At 48.2% G+C, this 19,580-nt stretch carries 15 protein-coding genes; 5 read left to right on the forward strand and 10 right to left on the reverse strand.

The window, feature by feature from the left end:
• Window positions 1–137 precede the first annotated feature (137 nt).
• The 5 genes from EKN16_RS19100 to EKN16_RS19120 all read left to right on the forward strand — a co-directional run bounded on the left by EKN16_RS19100 (window position 138) and on the right by EKN16_RS19120 (window position 5,528).
• On the forward strand, window positions 138–3,221 hold the full coding sequence (locus tag EKN16_RS19100) for a histidine kinase (protein ID WP_125660750.1): 3,084 nt from the start codon (window positions 138–140) through the stop codon (window positions 3,219–3,221).
• A gap of 18 nt (window positions 3,222–3,239) precedes the next feature.
• The gene (locus EKN16_RS19105) at window positions 3,240–4,358 is read left to right on the forward strand and encodes a response regulator (protein ID WP_125660753.1); all 1,119 of its coding nucleotides are present in this window, start codon (window positions 3,240–3,242) and stop codon (window positions 4,356–4,358) included.
• On the forward strand, window positions 4,342–4,554 hold the full coding sequence (locus EKN16_RS19110) for a hypothetical protein (RefSeq protein WP_125660756.1): 213 nt from the start codon (window positions 4,342–4,344) through the stop codon (window positions 4,552–4,554). The genes EKN16_RS19105 and EKN16_RS19110 overlap by 17 nt, the downstream gene beginning before the upstream one ends.
• 74 nt (window positions 4,555–4,628) lie before the next feature.
• Window positions 4,629–4,856, forward strand: a complete 228-nt coding sequence (locus EKN16_RS19115) for a VanZ family protein (protein ID WP_311545922.1) — start codon at window positions 4,629–4,631, stop codon at window positions 4,854–4,856.
• A 288-nt stretch (window positions 4,857–5,144) separates the two neighbouring features.
• Window positions 5,145–5,528 carry a nuclear transport factor 2 family protein gene (locus EKN16_RS19120; RefSeq protein ID WP_125660763.1) on the forward strand — a complete coding sequence of 128 codons (384 nt, stop codon included), beginning with the start codon at window positions 5,145–5,147 and terminating at the stop codon, window positions 5,526–5,528.
• Between the two features lie 159 nt (window positions 5,529–5,687).
• Here the strand turns inward: EKN16_RS19120 and EKN16_RS19125 are convergent, their stop codons facing one another.
• The 10 genes from EKN16_RS19125 to EKN16_RS19175 form a co-directional block, all read right to left on the reverse strand.
• A complete protein-coding gene (locus EKN16_RS19125) occupies window positions 5,688–6,050 on the reverse strand; it encodes a LytR/AlgR family response regulator transcription factor (RefSeq protein WP_125660766.1) in 363 nt (120 codons plus the stop codon).
• 167 nt (window positions 6,051–6,217) lie between these two features.
• Window positions 6,218–9,286 (reverse strand): peptidase domain-containing ABC transporter, encoded by a 3,069-nt coding sequence (locus EKN16_RS19130; RefSeq protein WP_125660769.1) that lies wholly within the window; start codon window positions 9,284–9,286, stop codon window positions 6,218–6,220.
• 19 nt (window positions 9,287–9,305) lie between these two features.
• Window positions 9,306–10,091, reverse strand: coding sequence for a peptidylprolyl isomerase (locus EKN16_RS19135; protein ID WP_125660772.1), 786 nt, complete (start codon window positions 10,089–10,091; stop codon window positions 9,306–9,308).
• 120 nt (window positions 10,092–10,211) lie between these two features.
• Window positions 10,212–10,547 carry a hypothetical protein gene (locus EKN16_RS19140; protein ID WP_125660775.1) on the reverse strand — a complete coding sequence of 112 codons (336 nt, stop codon included), beginning with the start codon at window positions 10,545–10,547 and terminating at the stop codon, window positions 10,212–10,214.
• 214 nt (window positions 10,548–10,761) lie between these two features.
• The gene (locus tag EKN16_RS19145) at window positions 10,762–15,369 is read right to left on the reverse strand and encodes an S-layer homology domain-containing protein (RefSeq protein WP_232015851.1); all 4,608 of its coding nucleotides are present in this window, start codon (window positions 15,367–15,369) and stop codon (window positions 10,762–10,764) included.
• Between the two features lie 170 nt (window positions 15,370–15,539).
• On the reverse strand, window positions 15,540–15,725 hold the full coding sequence (locus tag EKN16_RS19155) for a hypothetical protein (RefSeq protein ID WP_125660778.1): 186 nt from the start codon (window positions 15,723–15,725) through the stop codon (window positions 15,540–15,542).
• A gap of 34 nt (window positions 15,726–15,759) precedes the next feature.
• Window positions 15,760–16,467, reverse strand: a complete 708-nt coding sequence (locus EKN16_RS19160) for a DNA alkylation repair protein (RefSeq protein ID WP_125660781.1) — start codon at window positions 16,465–16,467, stop codon at window positions 15,760–15,762.
• A gap of 772 nt (window positions 16,468–17,239) precedes the next feature.
• On the reverse strand, window positions 17,240–17,764 hold the full coding sequence (locus EKN16_RS19165) for a VOC family protein (RefSeq protein WP_125660784.1): 525 nt from the start codon (window positions 17,762–17,764) through the stop codon (window positions 17,240–17,242).
• Window positions 17,765–17,815: 51 nt separating this feature from the next.
• Complete coding sequence (locus tag EKN16_RS19170; RefSeq protein ID WP_125660787.1) at window positions 17,816–18,442, reverse strand: type 1 glutamine amidotransferase family protein; 627 nt, start codon at window positions 18,440–18,442, stop codon at window positions 17,816–17,818.
• A gap of 113 nt (window positions 18,443–18,555) precedes the next feature.
• On the reverse strand, window positions 18,556–19,518 hold the full coding sequence (locus EKN16_RS19175; protein WP_125660790.1) for a helix-turn-helix transcriptional regulator: 963 nt from the start codon (window positions 19,516–19,518) through the stop codon (window positions 18,556–18,558).
• Window positions 19,519–19,580 lie beyond the last annotated feature (62 nt).

Here is a 19,580-nt window from a genome sequence, read left to right on the forward strand (position 1 = left end):
CACCTCTCGTTCTTATATGTAGCACAGATCACCTTAACCATATTAACAAAGGGCTCTTAACAACTACTTAAACCCGACGATTCTCTCTTGCAATTCAGATAAGAAGCTTGTATAAGTAAAGAAAAAGATTCCCCCTCGTGAACCCAACACAATCAATATTGAATCGGGGCATGAAAGTGAGACTGGTCAAAGAACGTTTCTTGGCTGCAATTGCCGCAGTCCTATTCCTAATTCTTATCGTCGTTATTCGACATCTTTCAGCAGCGCCAAACGACACTCCGTTGGCGAAGCAAGGCGTACTGCAGTTGCCGAACGGAGTGCTTCAACATCAAAAGATCATACGGCTCGATGGAGAATGGATATTTTATCCTCACCAATTGCTGACTCCAGACGAAATCTATCGCATGAAGCCAGAGAACAGCTACATGCAGGTTCCCGGCAATTGGAGTACGGGTACGCTGCACAACGGCAAGAAGATGGACGGGCACGGGGAAGGAACCTATCGCTTATTCATTCGCAATGCTCCTGCGGATATGGCGCTTGCGATCAATAAGCAGTACATACGGTTTGCCGATGCGATGTTTGTAGATGGCAAGCTGCTCGGGCAATCCGGCGTGCCGGGCTCTTCTAAGGGCGGATATACGCCGCGCAATGTGCCTTACACCGTATATTTCGAGCCGAGAGGGACCGAGATCGAAATCGTACTTCAAGTTGCCAATTTCGACTCGCAGGAGGGTGGAATATTCAATTCCATCGAACTGGGGCCAAGCAAGCAGCTCGAACGCAGGAAGAACCTGCAAATGGTTCTGGAGCTTACCATAACGCTGCTTTTGCTAACCTTTTCATTTCTTTTTCTATACGTGTATGGGTTTATTCAACGCAACCGTATTGTGCTGCTCCATTCTTTGTTCTTCCTCTGCTTCGCAGCGGCTGTCATTACGAACGGAGAACGGTTGCTGCTGGACCTTCTGCCGATGTTACCCTTTGAGATCGCTTTCAAAATCAAATATTTATCTGTCTATCTGATGCCTGTGCTTGTCATGCAGATCGTGAACCAAATTGCCGCTGGGCGTTTTGTTGCCAAGCTCCTGCAAGCCTCAAGCGCAGCAGTCGGACTGTATGGACTGTTCATATTGGCTGCTCCTTTTCGCATGTATACGCTCGTTCAAGACCCCATGTATTTACTGAACATGTGCTTCTATTTCGCCATCATCGTTTATCTGCTGGCTATGTATTGGAGGAAGCGTTATGGCTCCATCTCGCGCGATCAATTCCAGCTGCTGATTCTCTCCGTCGGGATGGTGCTGCTGATCAGCATACTGTCGATTGCAAGCAGCAGCAACCTCGTCAGTCAGACCGTAGTCAATGAAATTACATTGCTCGAGATGGTGTTATTCGCCTTCTTCCTGATTTATCAATACGGCCGTTCTTATGAAGCCATGCAGCAGCTCACTAAGAAGCTGCAGCAAGCAGACCAGATGAAGGATGACTTCCTTCTGCTTACGTCGCATGAATTGAACACACCACTTCATGGTATGATTCATTTATCTCAATCCGTGCTAGCTTCGCCCTTGCGCAAACAAAATGAATCCGATGCTCGCAAGAAGCTGGAAATGATTCGTAACATCGCCTATCGGATGTCCAATACGGTGAATGACTTGATCGACACTTCCCGATTCAAGGACGGCAGACTGAACGTGGCAGTCCAGACGGTAGATCTTGTAACCAGCCTATCCGTCGTGACAGAAGTATTCGGCTTTCTATCGCTCAGCAAAGGTGTCGTTCTTAGCCACCAAATTGATCTTGAATCCCGATATGTGCGTGCAGACGAGAGGCGTTTGCTGCAAGTTCTCTATAACATTATGTATTTCAATATGGGTATGCCGGATCTGAAAGAAATCCATATTTCATGCCAAAGAGAAGGCGATCGGGTCGTCATCTCTATCCTTTGCAAGCAGGAGCAAGTAAGCAGAGCCATTAAGGACACAGGCCACACCCCGGTTATGCATGATGACGAGGACCTTCAATCCAGGCTGGACTTTTCCCGCAAGCTGATTCAGCAAATGGACGGGCAATTGATCGTGTTACAAGCCATACCGTTAATTCGGGTCAGTCTGCCCATCGTTGATCGCGAAGATGCTGCTGCCTCGATCGTTGCTGATGACGATGCCAACCCTTCAGTCGAAGCGATGGTGGCAGCCACAGCCCAAGCGGATAGCAATGCTTCAGCGGCTACTATTGTTCTGGCAACAGCCAACCTGGTCGACCTGGAGCATTTATATAGTCTGCTTTCGATGGAAGGGTTCCGAATCGTTGTGACAACTTCCGATGCTGCGGCATATGAGGCTTTATCCACCAGCGAAGTACCCGATTTGCTTATCGTTGACGCTCATCTCCCGTCCGGGAACGGCTACTCTCTCTGCAAGAGGCTGCGCCAGGAATACAGTCAGGTTGAACTGCCTGTGCTGTTCATTCATGCTCGCAGTACGCCGGCAGATATCGAGGCATGCATTGCCGCTGGAGGCAATGATTTCATTAACCGCCCGCTTGATGCAGGCGAAATTCTCGTGCGCGTTCATACGCTGCTCGGGGTTAAACGATTGGTCAAGGAATCTGCGGCTAATGAAATGGCTTTCTTGCGTTCGCAGATTAAACCTCATTTTTTGTATAACGCACTAGGTACAATCATGTCGCTCTGCTATACGGACGGCGCCAAGGCAGGCGAGCTGCTCGGCGTGTTCAGTCGGTATTTGCGCATACTGTTTCACTTCGACAATACGGAAGAGCTGATCCCTTTAAGCAAAGAGATGGAGTTGATCAGCGCCTACCTGGATATTGAGAAGGAACGTTTCGGTTCCCGGCTTAGCGTTCAGATGGATGTCGATCCATCGTTGCATTCGTGCCGGATGATGCCGCTCTTGATCGAGCCTCTTGTCGAGAACGCCATTCGTCACGGCGTTTCCAAGAAAGTGAGCGGCGGTACGGTGAAGCTGTCGATACGCAAGCATAACGATAAAGTTCAGGTCATCGTGGAGGACGATGGAGTTGGCATGACATCGCAGCAAATCAGCCGATTATTCGAACGACCTTCCAACGAGCAAGGGATCGGACTGTTCAATATTTCCAGACGACTGAAGCACTTGAACGGTCGCGCACCGGTCGTGGTCAGTGAGCATGGCATCGGAACCAAAGTAATGATTGAATTCCCGTTACAATCCTGAACATATGGAGGTCGCAGCATGCTGCAAGCTTTTCTCGTTGATGACGAATTACATATGCTGAATATGCTTGAAATGTTTTTGCTTCGAACAGGCAAAGTCGAAATCGCCGGGCGTTTCTCCAACGCATACGAAGCAATAGAAGCGATCCGGCACAATGCCGCAGCGGATGTGTGGTTTCTGGATATTGAGATGCCCGGGATGACTGGGCTAGAGCTCGCAGAGCATATTCATTCGGGCAATCCGAACGCCGCCATCGTATTCGTCACAGCCTATCACCAATATGCCATTGAAGCGTTCGATATAGCCGCCGTCGATTACTTGCTTAAACCTGTGGAAATGGCGAGACTGATGAAGACGATTGAACGAATTTCGATCGAAGCTCCCGTTCGACCGTTCTCCCGAGCCCAAGCGAATGAACCGCAATTGCAGATCCAACTGCTTGGAGCATTCCATGTTAGCAAGATGGATGGCAGCAGCTTGAGCTGGAGAACCGCCAAGGAGAAAGAGTTGTTCGCCTATCTGCTGCTGCATTATAATACTGCCGTTCATCGCGATAAGTTCATTGCACAGCTATGGCCAAATGAACGATACGAGAAAGCCAAAATTTATTTGCATACCTGTGTCAGCTTTCTAAGAAAGGACTTGCGTAATTGCGGACTTGACAATGTCATTCTTTATGAACGGGAAACTTATCGGTTGAACGCTCAACAAGTAAGCTCCGATTATATGGCGATTATGAGCTGCACACCGAGCGAATTGAATGATCGACAGCTGTCTATCGCCGAGGTGGAACAGGCACTGCAGATTTATAAAGGCGGCCTGCTAACGGATGAAGACTATCCTTGGGCCTATGAAGCGGCTGCACAGTTGGATAATATGGTGGTTACGCTCTTCTTGAAGCTTATTAAACATTATATGGATCAGGAAGAATATAGCCTTGCGGTCAAAGCGGCTATGCAAGTAATTGAGCATTCGCCTTACGAAGAAGAAGCATACAGGCTCCTCATGCAAGCGTATTTGTCGCAGGGAAAGCACGATCGGGTTCTGAAAACTTATCGTTGGCTTGAAGATAAGCTTGGAGAGCTGCGCATACAGCCTTCCTTGCTGACGAAGCAGGTCTTTGAACAAATTCAGTAAGGCAGTCTCCGCTGATACCCCGGGGGGTAGCCGAATTCATCAACCATTACCTTGGGAAAGCTTAGAGGTTTATAATCCGACCATAGAGACGCTGAACATTCCCATGGACAAGATTGCTGAAATCTCGATTATTGTTTCCGGCAATGCCAAGCTGTGGGACGTTGGGATAAGTGAAAAAAAGCATTGGTGGCAATAAACGCCAACGGGGGGACGCGATCGATTTCGCGTCTCTTTTTTATTCGAAGTTGGAGGTTGACGGATCATTTCCATGTGGCTATTAATCAAATCCGTTTTGGGAGATTCATCGTCCTGTTTATCTTGGCGATTCTCGTTCTTGAGACGCTCCAGTCTTTAACTCACCTAGGCGCGTTTGATGTAGATGATGTGATATCCAATACATTGGGCGGAGCGATCGGATATGTCGTCTACAGGGCTGGGTTCTCTTCAACCATTATCACCGCATTTTTAATGCAGCGGTTTACGACCCGGGAGCTTTAGACGCAGTGACTCTTTGACAATCACTCTCCGCATCTCAATCGTTGTCAGACTGGCTTCTGGATCGACGCCACCAACATGTTCTTATCTTGAGGCTTAACTCCCAAAATATTGCACATATCAGTAGCTTTTACCCAATCGGCACAATACAGATAATTGGTAAACAGGTTTTTTTTGCTTTAGGCTTTGCCTGCTTTTGCTTTCATCCAATTATATACTAAATAAAGGAAAAACTCTGAGTTCTAGAGAATATGGGTATTAAGCATCTTTATCCATGAGAGGAGTATGACTATGAATAATGAAGAGACCAAAGAAATGATTGAAAATTATGTTGAGGCCTATAATTCATTTGATGTCGAGGGGATTGTTAAGCTCTTGCATAAGGATATCCTGTTCAGGAATTTTTCTAATGATGAACTTAACACGGAGACAAGAGGAACAGAAGAGTTCAGAGAACTAGCAGAACAGTCGGCAAAGATTTTCTCTAGTCGTCGTCAGACAATTATTGACTATCGTGCTATAGATGACAAAGTAGAAGTACAAATTGATTATGAAGGAAAACTGGCTGTAGATTTGCCTAACGGATTAAAGATTGGAGATACGCTCCAACTAAAAGGGAAGTCCGTATTTGGGATCAAAGAAGGAAAACTATCATTAATTGAAGATTATAGTTGAGTAACACGGCGAGATGTCGCATGACTGAGATAAGCGATCAACACTATTAGTCTTTCCTGACCAACAGGGGTGAATTCGTTATCGTCTTTCCCTCGCGGCAAAAAAAGCCAAAGCCAATGATCAAGCTCCAGCTCTGTTTGCAGTTGTTTGTATGCCTCTTTAACGTTTCTCGGAAAGGGCTCTTTGCACGGTTCTATGCAGTCTGCCCTGTTCAACGGGCTTCACGATGTAGTCATAGGCATTCACTTCGAATGCATCCGAGGCATATTCTTTGTAGGACGTGACAAAAATGATCTTCATCCGTCTGTCGCTCCCTCTTAATCGTTTGGCAAACTCAACACCATTCTCTCTTGGCATCCTAATATCCAGAAATATCAAGTCCACCTCATGATCCGCCAAATAGGAGAATGCGGTCGCAGTCTCTTGGAAGCTTCCCACAATCTCGATCTCAGCCACCTTAGCGAGCATCCGTTTCATAATGAAGTGCATGGCCTTTTCGTCATCGATAATTACGACCTTCAACTACACCCCTCCTTACTCGTTGCAAGAAGTACAGTATAACTCTTCCCGATGACGTCGCAATGACAAACTACCACATCAACAAGAGCCCTAATAAGAAGGGCTCTCGATCTCATCCGTATGTTATGATTCCAGCTCATTATGGGCGATCGCGCTATCACCTTTTGGCGTTAATCCAACGGTTGACTGACCAGCATGTGGTAAAGACCTTTAGCAGCCATTAGCTGCTCATGAGTACCTGACTCTGCAATAACCCCTTGATCCAGTACGAGAATGCGGTCCGCATGCCGGATGGTGCTTAGTCGATGCGCGATGATGAGGGTCGTTCGATCTTTGAGTATCGTACTCATATTCCGCTGAATCGTCCTCTCGGATTCATTGTCTAGCGCGCTCGTCGCTTCGTCGAATATCAGAATGCGCGGATTGCCGATCAGCGCCCTCGCAATAGCGATACGCTGGCGCTGCCCTCCGGACAAGCTCGCACCCCGCTCCCCAACCTGTGTATCGTAGCCATTCGGAAATGTCATAATGAATTCATGCGCTCCCGCAAGCATGGAAGCGGCCATCACCTCATCCATCGAAGCATCGGGAATTTGATAAGCAATATTTTCATGAATCGTTCCGCTGAAGAGCCCCGCTTCCTGCTGTACGACTCCGATTTGCTTACGGAGCGTAGCGGCCTGCACCTGCTTCAGGTCGTGCCCGTCGATGCGAACCGTCCCGCTACTTGGCGCATATAGCTTAAGCAGTAGATTCGCCAGGGTCGATTTCCCTGACCCGCTTCGACCGACGATGGCAATTGTCTGGCCCGGAGCCATGTCGAAGGAAATATTCTGCAGTACATTCTTCCCGTCGGAATCATAGCGGAACGATACGCGTTCGAATGCAATCATCCCCTGCAGCTTCGGCAGCGCTGTCAATCGGGTAGGATCGGGTTCCTCCTGCTCCGTCTCGAATACGTCGTCAAGCCGTTCCAAGGCAATGCGCACGCCTTGAAACTGATCCCACATCCCGATTAAGCCAAGCGCCGCGCCCGTTACGAGCGCATACACCGCGCTGAAAGCCATCAGTTCCCCGACGGTCAGCTTCTCCCCGATAATAAACTCGGCACCGGCGTACAGCACGGTTACGCCACTTAACGTTTGCAGCACTGTGGCAACGGAGCCGGAGAAGAGGCCGATTTTCCAACCCTTCATTTGGATGGCAATAGACTGGCGGAACTTGCTCTCCACTTTCTTTCGAACCTCGTCTTCAGCCGCGAGGGCTTTCACGGTACGCATGGAGCCGATGGTTTCCACTAGCGCGTTCTGTAAGTCCACATCGGCTTGAAATTGCTTCCTGCTGTTGCGCTTCATCAGCGGAGTCACGATCAGCGTTAGCGCAATGAAGCATGGGATGAACGCCAGCGCGATCCAGGCCAGCGTCACGCTATAAGTGAACATAATGACCATGTATACGACGATCGTCATCACGTTCAACACGGCATTCATGCTGTTCGTGACGAGAAAATGACGGATGACCTGATTTTCCCCGGCGCGCGTCAAGATGTCGCCTACTTTCCGCGTGGCGAAGTAGCGCATAGGCAAGCGAAACACATGCCGATAGAAGCTCATGATCATGTCGATGTCTATTTTCGTGAATGTATTCGCAATGACCCATTCCCTGATCGATTGAACGAGTAAGGTCAACAGTGAGACACCTAACATGACGATCAACATCACGTTCAGGTCGTCGTAATTTCCGCCGATAAGCACCCGGTCGATCACCTGCTGCGTAAACAGCGGGAGCGCCAGATTAATGACTTGCAATAGCAAGGTCAAGCACACGAGATGGAACAACGCCTGCTTGCGGGGGGCAAAAAAAGCCCAGTAACGCCCAAAAGAAGGCTTCGACTCTTCTTGCTCGAAGAAAGCTTCGACAGGCTTCAGAAACACCGTGTTCAGCGTCCATCCCTTCAGAAAGTCTTCATGCGAATAAGTCAGTAAACCGATACCCGGGTCGGCCACCGTCACATATCGTTCGTCTACTTTGACGACCACGACATAATGATTGCCTTTCCAATGGGCAATAGCAGGCAGCGTCTGCTCAGCCAACCCCTTCAAGCTGCTGCGGACCGCCTCCGCTTGAAAGCCGATCGATTCCGCCGTTTTGCAGAGATTGAATAGCGTGCTTCCTTCCAAGCCTACTTGCGCCAGCTCTCTTAGCCGATGAATGCTCAGGCGCTTGCCGTAGTGCTGGGCGATCATGGAGAGACAGGTTGGCCCGCAGTCCAACTCGCTTTGCTGAATGCGCACCGGGAACCGGCTCCTTAAGCCCCAAGCCCTCCGACCGCCATCTCGCTGCCGCTTCTCTTGCTCGGCCTCTTCCGCAATGCTATCGGAAGCGTAACCTGCGCGATCCTCTGCGGTAACGTTCACTTCCGTATTCCGAGGTGCATCCGCATGTTGTAAATAAGCAGAAGCGATACCGATAATCGTTTCCCTGACCTTCGGATATTTCATAATTAACTTGTCGAAATCGTTCTTGGCCAGGCTGAACACGGAAACCGCTTCGTCAGCTACGACGCTGGCCTTGCGAGGATCGCCGGTCAACAGCGCGAGCTCTCCGAAAAACTCCCCTGCCTTTACCGTATTAAGCTTCCGCCCTCCCTCACTTTCCTTCAGTACGGAAGCCGTACCGGAACGAAGAATATAGAAAGCGTCTCCTGCCTCCCCTTCACTGACGATCGCATGTCCAGGAGCATATTCCTTCATGACCATAATATCAAGCAGTGAGCGCAGCTCCTGATGATGCAGCGGGGCAAACAGCGCCGTCCGCTTCAAAAATTTGCGCATCGCATCATCGGCCAATTGTTCAAGCAAGTACACCCTCAATTCGGGGTGCGCGTCGATCATTTGCATAAACATGGTTCTGGACAATCTTAGCAGCTTTAGCTTCGTCGACGCCCTCAGCGTATGTTCTTGAAATTCTTCATTCAGCAGCGCTTCCTGTCCGAAATGTGAGCCTGATTCCATTACGCCTAAATTGAGCTCCTTGCCATCCTTATCCTTACCGATCATTCGCACTTTGCCCGTCAAGATGAGATGGAAGGAATCTCCTCGTTCCCCTGCCTGAATAATCGTGTCTCCCATATGGAAAGAAAGCTTCTCAAAGGAGGCAAATACCTCCTCTTTCTCCTGTGGCGACAGCACTTGAAAAATAGGGATCGAATCCAAAATCATAGCATCTAAATCTAGCATTCCCGAGCCTCCCGAACGATCAGCCTAATGGCTCCCCTGCCAAATAGCCCCATAGTTTAACATCGACTTCCGATCTTTTTACAGCTTCGTTCAGCCACTCTTCAAAAAGCAAATCGGCAAGCTTTAGCCGAACCTCCTCGGTCAGTTCAGCCGGAATGACTTCCCAAACGTGCAGCAGCCGATAGAAAGAACCGAACGGAAAAGGTCCCACCGTTTGTCCGGCTTCCGAACCGAATACGGCCGCTTCTTCTTCACCGTTTAATTCGGCTCGACCAACCCACCCGAAGTATCCGCCGTCATACTTGCTGCTGCTGTTCAAACAATAGGTTTGCGCCAGCTTGTAGAACGGCTCGCCCTCCTCAAGCTGAAATAGCAGCTCTTGCGCCTGCTCCCTGCTGCCGATTACCAATTGAGAAACATTAGCTTTATCAAAGGAAAGTCGGTTTTCCAGAAAATAAGCATCTATCCGATCTTCCGATACGATACACTTCACCTTCTCTGTCAGAAGCTGGACTTTGGCCGACTCGAACAGATCGGCTGTCACCAACCCTCGCATACTCAGCCAAGCCAAGGTTTCTGCCGCGCTGTATAACCCCAATTGCTGCCGCATCTCACTCACTTTCGCTTTCCATTCCAGCTCATCGATTGATAGATTGTGCTGCTCAGCAAACTCCAGCGTAACGGCTCTTCGAATGCTATCCTCGATAGCGGTAAACCCGCCCTCCATGCACGCAAGTTTGAGTACATCGCGCAGACGCCATTCCGCACCGTTCACGCTAAACGTTACAAGTTCCATAGCATCCATAATAAGTCACCTCTTCACGTTGAAATAGAAAAAACCTAACGACAGTTAGGTTTTCCCATTTCAACAACTATTTTTACAAGAATCCATTCATCGCTACATGCTGAATATGTCGTTTGAGCTTTAGCTTGAACCTGGGATTTTGTTTGGTATTGAGCTTTGTTCGAATTTGGGTGGTGGAGTGAATTGTAATCCTGGGTTGGTTGGGATTACTACTGGCGGTAGTTTAGGACTGGCAATATAGCCAAACTGGCCTGCACTGAAATTGCTTGAACCGCTTGGATTGTTTACCCTGATCTGACCATCTAATACTTGTACGTAGAGTCCGGGGCTTAAGGGAAGTGTTGGGCTTAAGGGGGCTGTTGTCCCTCCTCCGGTTGTTTCTTTCATTTCCTGCTCCGTCAACGGCTTCTCCAAATCGTCAAGCTCAAAATCTTTTGATTCTTTGTCATTGGACATTGCTAATTCCTCCCGTTCATTAGGCAGATCTAGCTTAATTGGTGTAAATGTCTTAAAAGTATGATATTTATCATGTTAACATAAAAAGTTAATTTTGTAAGTGGTTACAGGCACGACAATAAAAATCCCCTCCCAAGAGCGTGCGGTTCAATAACCGCTTGGGAAGGGATCGTAAGTTATGATTTAGAACGTGAGGATAACCTATTATCTCTACTTAAATCAATCCGGACTTTTGTAGAAGTTTCTGAATAATCGTGGCTACCTCTGCTCTCGTCATGTAAGCTTTCGGAGCAAGTTGGGAGCTGGTTCTCCCTGAAACGACCCCTGCTTGAACGCTGTCCGCAATGCTGCTTAGCGCCCAATTGGATGCATCTGCCGTATCCGCGTACGGTCGTAGGGTTGCGTCGGCCGATTGGACAGGCAGCTTGCTTTTCAACTCCGTGATTGTCATGGCTTTGGCGATCATCACCATGGCTTGTTCTCGGGTAATGTTATCGTTCGGACGGAACGTACCGTCTGCAAAGCCATTGATCAGATGATGCGCATAAGCTGTGTTTATCGCGCTGCTGTACCAATCCGCCGTCTTTACATCCGAGAATGGCGTCGCTGCGTTTTCAAGCTTAAGGCCCAATCCCCGAACGATAATAGCTGCAAACTCAGCGCGGGTGACATTCCGGTCAGGGCTGAACTGCCCGTTGCCATTGCCGCTAATGATCATTCGCGATCCCATATCGTTGACAGCATTTTTAGCCCAGTGGTTCGCAACATCGTTAAATTCGAGCGGATGCCATACAACAGAGTACGTACTGTTGGTCAAGCTGTTCACTTTAGCGTAATACTTGCCGTCGATAAGCTCAATTTTAGTTGGCACATGGCGTACAGTTCCATCTGGATCGACAACGACAGCAGTTGTAATATTGTTCGGGTCTACGCCATCTGGAATCGCAATCGTTCTTTCCACATAGGCGTTGAAATTCTCTACCTTGACCGTTGTGCCTCCATGTGTAGCGCTAACTGTAAACTCAACTGGCGGCGTGACAAGGGTAAACGTTCCTTTGGCTGCCGCATTCTCCACTACCTTCACCGTATCCGCTGTCGGTGCAGCGATTTCGATCTGCACCTTGATGTCTTGAAGAGCTACCGACTTCCCGACTTGATCGGATAGGGCACGGATGTTAATTTGATGTGCAGGGAGCGTATACGTCGCTTTATCCGTTTGGATGACTAGAACCGCTTGCTTGTCTTCCATGTTTTTCACGATTTGACCGTTGAGTTCACCGACAACCACATCGGATTTGGCGTTCACCGGAATCGTAACCACGGCATGCTGGCCTACCGCCGCGAGCCTGTCATCCAGTTTCTTCTGGTCGAGAACGACCGTCGTTACCGTTTGACCATTCTGCTTGGTTGTCGTTGCGGTTCCCGCACTCTCTACTTTTCCGTTGACGAGTATATCCACACCAGTAATCGTGGTCCCCGGTGTTGTTGTCGTCGATCCGGAAGGCGTGTTGCCGCTGGATGGCGAACTCGGGATGACGGCATTGGATACAGTGGAAGATTCGCTGCTTCCCTTGCCATTGATTGCCTTCACCGTAAACGTATAGCTCGTTCCATTAGTCAGGCCTGTGAGGGTAATCGGACTTGTCATTCCGGTTATGACCGCGTTTCCTGGTGAAGCTGTCACCTCATACCCCGTAATCGCACTTCCGCCATTGTCCGTTGGAGCCGTAAAGGTAATGGTGGCTTGCCCGTTTCCAGCGGCCGCCGTCACACCCGTTGGTGCTGCCGGAGCGGTTGCCGGAGTCGCGCTTGCCTGATTGGATTCCGCGCTCAAACCTCCCAAACCGCCTGCCTTCACCATAAAGTAATAGGTTGTTCCGTTGAGCAGATTGTCGACGTTATAGGTTACGTCAGTCACGGAAGTCATTTCGTCATCGCTAAATTGATTCGGAACATTCGACATATACAGATTGTAATAAGTCGCTCCCGTTACGGCACTCCACTTCAGCGAAACCTGACGATCTCCTCCTGTAGCCAGAAGGTTCTGCGGATTCCCAGGAGCGTTCGGCAAGTTCACCGTTTGGGTTACTTTAAATGTCACATCCGTCATCTGACTTGCCGATACCGTGATTGTTGCGGTATACGTACCGGCTGGCAAGCCGTCTTTCGCTTGGACAGTAAAGCTTGTTGCGGGCGCTCCGCTGTTTAGAGTCGCGGTTGGTTGCGTGATCACAAAATCGTTCACATTTGTGCCGCTAAGCGTTGCCGACAGATTCGTCAAATGACCTGTACCGCTATTCGTTACTTGGATGGTTGTTGTCTCTTGCGAACCTGATTCGTAACCTTGAGTAAGTGCAGTTGCCGTTTGATCGGCGATTGCACTAATCGTATAGGTAAGTGCTTCGTTAACTGTAATCTTGGCTGCGCTGCTCTTCGCCGTGGCCGTTTGACTGCCTATCGCGCTGCTATTCGTATTCGTTACGATGACATAGTAATACATCGTTCCCGTTGTTGCCGTCGGCGCTTCATACGATGCGTTCGTTGCGTTGCTAATCGCTGTGCCGTCGATATTGCTATTCGTCGTGTTGCTGTACCACTGGTAGCTCAGCGTTCCTCCGTCGCTCGACGTCGCCGCTACGGCCAAGACCGGGCTGGTGCCGCCTACGATCGCCGTCTGATCCTCCGGCTGTGTGCCGATGGTCGGCGCTGCCGCATTCTGTCCGAACACGGCGACAGTTGTCGTCTTCGTGTCCGTCGTTCCGGCATCCACCCACGCGCTGCCGTCCCACGTTTGCTTCGCAAAAGTAGCCGTTACCGTATAGCTGCCTGCAGCTGTGGTCGTATAAGTGGAGCTGTAGATTCCTCCGCTTAAGCTGAAACTTCCAGATTTGCCGCTCTCCGTCGATGTCCAGCTTATCGGAACGAACCTTGCAGCGCCATTCCCCCCTCCCGTTGCCGACTGCCGGTCTCCCGTCGCCGTCAGCGTCACCGAGCCGCCTTCCAGGACACGGCCTGGGCTGGCACTGGCCCTATTGCTTGCTGCATCAGCTATCGTTTCCGCGAATGAAATCGTCCCGGAAAACCCCACCGCCACAAACATACCGTTGCCGTAGGCGACGCTAGAAAAACCAGCCGTGGTGACTAGTGGGACGCTCGTCCAGCTCGCTCCGTCGGTTGACGTCACAATCGGCATCGTTTTATCGCTCGTCACTGCCACAAATAGGCCGTCGCCGTAGGCGATGCTATAAAGATATTGCGTGGTACCCGATGTGACGCTTGTCCAGCTCGCTCCATCCGCGGAAGTCAATATGGTCCCATTGCTTCCTACTGCTACAAACTTGCCGCCGTCGTAGACGATCTTATTAAGCGAATTCGTGGTACCCGAAGTTCGGCTTGTCCAGCTCGCACCGTCCGTGGAGGTCAATACCACACCGCTCATTCCACCGCTCCCGACCGCTACAAATGTACCGCTGCCGTAGGCGATGCCTGACATCATGTTATAACCGCCACCCGTTTGGCTTGTCCAGCTTTGTCCATCCGCGGAAGTTAATAAGGTCCCGCTGCTTCCTACAGCCACAAACTTTCCGTCACCAAAAGCAACGCTATAAAGATAATTCGTGGTACCCGATGTGGCGCTTGTCCAGCTCGTTCCGTCCGCGGAGGTCAATATGGCCCCTTCGCCGCCCACTGCCACAAACTTGCCGTTACCGTAGGCAGCCATGTTAAGCAGCTTCCTGGTATCCGTAATTTGTCTTGTCCAACTCGCTCCGTTCGTGGAGGTCAGAACCTGTCCATTGTTCCCCACCGCTACATACTTCTCGTTGCCGTAGGCGACGCCTGTAAGATATTCATTCGTTATGCTCAAGCTTGTCCAACTCGCTCCGTCAGCGGAGGTCAGGATCGTCCCGCTCGCCCCCACCGTCATAAACATGCCGTTGCCGTAGGCGACGTCAGTAAGAACGGTGTACGAACCCGACGTCCGGCTTGTCCAGGCCGCTCCGTCGGCGGAGGTCAGGATCACCCCGTCTCTTCCTGTTGCCACTAACGTTCCATTGCCAGAGGTGACTCCTTCAAGATCACTCGAGGTGCCCGACGTCCGGTTTGTCCAGCTCGTTCCATTAGCGGAGGTCAGGATCGTTCCGCTATCCCCCACCGCCACAAACTTGCCGCCGTCGTAGGTGACGCCATTAAGATATTCCGTAGTGCCCGGCGTACGGGATGTCCAGGTCGTTCCGTCCGCGGAAGTCAAGAGCACTCCATTGCTCCCCACCGTTACAAACACGCCGTTGCCATAGGCAACATCAAAAAGAAATTTCGAAGTGCCCGATGTGCGTTTTGTCCAGTTCTTTCCATCCGCAGAAGTACTTATATAAGCACTGCCGCCATATGAGCCGCTATGTCCCACTGCCACAAACGTACCGTTGCCGTAGGTGACACCAAAAATAGGTAGATCGGTGGTATTCGAATCGCGGCTTGTCCAGGTCTCCGCATCAGTGGAAGTGACGATCGCTCCGTTCGTGCCTACCGCGACATATGTGTTATTGCCGAAGGTGACATCATCAAGGCGTTGATTAGTGCCTGACGTGCGTCTTGTCCAATTCACTCCATCACTGGAGGTCAGGATCGTTCCCACTTCGTCCACATTGCCCCCCACTGCCATAAACATGCCGTTGGCGAAAGTGACGGAACTCAAATACTCACCCGTGACTTTTGGACTCACCGTATTCCAATTGCTGAGAGCAGCCGCAGCCGCAAAAGTAGGGATCAGTCCTGCTACAAGAAACAACACCGTTAATACAGAGATAGAACGTTTGATCATCATACCACTCACCTTTCGCTATTATTCGACCCGATTAATTTATGTACAGGTCAAATATCGTCTTTATTCGACATTATACTCAGCCATCTTGAACCGAATTTGAACATAACAAAGCGGCCCCCGCCGTCTTGGCAGACGGGAGAGCCGCTCGAAATTCCGGTTTCATTCTGTTCTTAAAACGCTGATAAAGGATTCAACGCCAATACCCTCATGTCGATGTCCGACAAAACGCCTAGTTCGCCGGTGAACAAGACTCTCATTTCCCTCTCATGCGCCTCAGCCGCTTCCTCATTGTTCATCAGCAGATGCAGCGCGATGGTTTTGGCGTGAATACACTTGGTGAATGGCTGCACATTCATGGCGCATAATCTAAGGCATAGTTAAGCATTACTTCTAACATCTTACATGTTTGCGTTTGAAACCAAGCCCCCCTTTATCTACTGCCTTTTGAATTCGTTCGGAAGCGAGCAGGAAACTGCTTTTTTTCTTGTCCTGTTTGACTTCTACCGGGCCTACTGCCTTTGCGGTCTGGACCGCCTTATCATGGAGCGGCAAATAGGATACCCCCACTGTGTACATAAAATTATTCATAGCGTATTTCGTTCGTTCGGGAGAACCGTGAATCGTATTTTCCACAATATCAAGCATATTGGCAATTTTGCTTTCGGAAAATTCAACGTCCGGGCGATTCCCCAAAAGCCAGCAGTAACAACTCCAGCCCGCCGACATTCTTAGTTCTTCGCCGCTTGCGATCCATTTATCGGCAACTTCTTGTGCAATATCTGTCTCTGCCAAGGTTACTGCAACCACAAAATCAGACAGCATATAGAAATAAGCCGCATCGATCCAACGCTCAAAATCCGCTTCAGTCATCGCTTTGGGATCTGCAATTATTCCGGCAAAGTACATAGCGTCGTAGTTCCCTGTAGCGTAAAGCTGCTCAGCCAAAGGTTGATTTATTTTTATTTTTTTGACAATGGGCTTCATTTCGCCTGTAGCCACGCCAAAAAGCGGTTCGTGCGCGCCATTGGATTCGTAAATTTTCTTGGTTCGCTCCTTGCCGAGAGCTTCAAGCTCCTGCATCACCATTTCTACATTCATTGTGTATCACTTCCTTCTTTTGAGCTTTTTGCCCTTAAGGTTTAAGCCTTCAATACTTACTATTAAGACTATATCAGATTTTGTAAGTTTTTACGGCTTCAAATCCTTGATTTTGAAGGCTCACGACGAAAAAAGCTACCGCGCACCTACTGCGCTACCTACCCCTGTTGATATAATACTGAGGAAAGGAGTGTTTCCCCTTTCAAATAGTGCTCCACCGATTCTTCATCGAACCCATTATTCTCTAACCAATTCGCCGCGCGGATATGCGCTTCTGCAAGAAATCGGAAAGCAAATGATGATACCGATACCAATTCCGCCCCTCGTCCAAAGGGATGCACGCATAGTGGATATGAAGCTTAGTACGCACAATCAATATTAATCCCTCCGACTGTTATTCGGGCTCCGTTAGCAGTCATAAACATCCCGATTCGGGGAAAGTGAGAATCGACGGGTATGACCTGAAAGCGAACTTCAAAGCAGCTATTTCGCAAGTTGGCGCCATAATCGAGATTGTACAGCTGGCATCGGAAAGTGGACCAAATTGCATATTCCCCATAACCTTGAAACTCGCGTACTTCAAGAACTTCCTTGCCATTGATACCCCCTTTATTTCGTAAAGAAAAAGCTCAAAATTATCACTTTGAGCTTTTTCTAAAGGTTATGATTTTTAGGTAAATGATGCTTCAAATCAATACTCCCTCACCAGCGACACATAGAACTCTACATGCCTTGTAGCGGTGATAATGATGCCGTATGAAGCTCTATGCATTTATTCTCCACTAAAGCTTTTGGCCCATTCAGCAACCCTCCGACTACTTTCTTCTTCTGACAAATCCTCAATCCTACTCATAATAGACCATCTTACTCCAAAAGGATCCAATATACTTCCGAATCGATCACCTGAAACAAAGTTTACAACCGGTTCCCTTACTTTTGCTCCTCTTGCTACCGCATTTTCAATTACCTGATCAACATTAATTACGTAAATTCCTAAAGAATAACATGCATTGTCTTCATCTGGCGGCAAGACCAATTTATATGCCGGATTCGCTGCTCCCAGCTGCAAAAAACCATTCCCAAAATCTAATTCCGCATGAACAATTATTTTATTGCCATTTCCATCAGCATATTCAGTAATATCCTTAACCCTTGCATTGAAAACAGTTTTATAGAACTCTATTGCTTCAGAAGGATTCTTCACTGTTATAAATGGGGTAATAGATGTACAGCCGTTGGGTGTTCCATTCTTTGTATATTTACCTGACACTCCCATATATTTCATGCTTTCAGTCATTTTTACTCCTCCTTTAAATGATCATAACCTATCAATTTTATGCTTATACCTTCATTGGATTGCATTCATCAACTCATAGAAATATTTGGATTCTTGAGTCTTATTAAGACTATACCAGGCATCTAATGTTTCTGAAGAAAACACATCCAGAGCTTTCAAGACTTGTACAGAAAATTCCAATGGAGCTATTCCAGATGCAGTGATCAGTTTTCCATCCGTTACAGCAGACTCCATTTTGTAATACTTTTCGCCCGTGTAAGTGGGGCAGATCATTTTAAGGTATTCCAGATCATTGCTTGTATGCAGGCGTGAATTCAGCAATCCTGTCTGAGCAAGTCCCATTGTAGCACCACAAATCGCTGCAACCCATATACCTTCCTTTAAACACCTCTGGGCGATTTTTAAGATGGGTTGGTGAATTATTTCTGTCCATGTATCTCCACCGGGTAAAATCAATGTATCTGTGCTTTCAATGCTGCACTCATCCAGTTTGATGTCAGGCAGTATTTTCAATCCGCCCATTGTAGTTACAGGAGTCTTTTCAATTCCCACGGTAACTATTTTTGATGGGGCCAGCCCCTTTTTATAATATCTTCCCGAGTTCAGTTCGGCAGTTAAGTAACCTATTTCCCAGTCTGCCATTGTGTCAAACACATAAAGATATACCGTATTACTCATTTGCAAGTTCTCCTTATTTTACAATTCATCAAGTGATACCAACCATCCATCGGTAATCAATGATTATCATCATTATAAAATAGCTTCACTGACATCTGCTGTCAGTGAAGCTATCAAAGCTGATAATATTCCATTAACTCCGACGTAACAGCAACAAGTTTTTCCTTCAAACTCTGTGGTTCGATGACTTGAATGGATTTCCCGTAGGATAGGAGAAAATAAGGGACATAGGTATGAATTGATTTTTCCTCAAGTAAAAAGATTGCTTGATTTGATGTCCGCTCTTTCAGATGATGCCCCAAAAACCAATGCAGGCATAAGTCATCCAATGCCTCTGACCTGCCTCCGATAATTAAAGAAATTAACCCGTCCTTGCCCACTAAATCAGGTAACAGATTTTGCATAAAAAATTCACGGGCCGAAAAAGCTTCAGAACGCTTAAATATGATTTGAGTACGCTTGATTTGTAGAATCCGGTCTGCCCGAAAGCTGCGGATCTCATTCCTTAGATGGCAAAATGCAACTGTGTACCATTTATTGTTCCAATAAACCATTCCATAGGGGTCTATCACCCTATTCATGTGTCGTACTTCACGGCTTGTGCGATAATCAATTTCTACAGAAAATTCGTTTGCTACAGCCTGCTCCAATTCCGCCAATACCGGCTGAAGAGAAGGGTCTCCCATGCGGTTTATAACTTCAAATCCGGCTAAATGACGACTAAGTATACTTTCCTGCTCCTGATTCGAATACATTTTCAATTTCGATGTCGCATTGTTTAATGCCTCACTCAAAGGGTATCCGGCTTCTTTTGCAAAAACAGCAGCATGAAGGAGTGCCTTTTTTTCTTCAATATCAAATAGCAGAGGTGCTCTGATAAAATTATTCAGCAAGCTATACCCGCCATTATGACCTGTGTCGGATATTATAGGCACTCCACTGGCACATAGTGCATCAATATACCGATAAACTGTCCTTATATTTATTTCTAACTTTTCGGATATTTGTTTTGCAGTCATTTTCACGCCCGAATTTAGCATCCATAGAATGGCCAGCATATTATCGTTTTTTGGCATAACATGTACCTCATCTTTTATTAGATCTCAATATTCACTAGCGTTGCATAAAAGTTTTTAGA

It is taken from the genome of Paenibacillus baekrokdamisoli (assembly GCF_003945345.1).
Taxonomy (GTDB): Bacteria; Bacillota; Bacilli; order Paenibacillales; family Paenibacillaceae; genus Paenibacillus_Z; species Paenibacillus_Z baekrokdamisoli.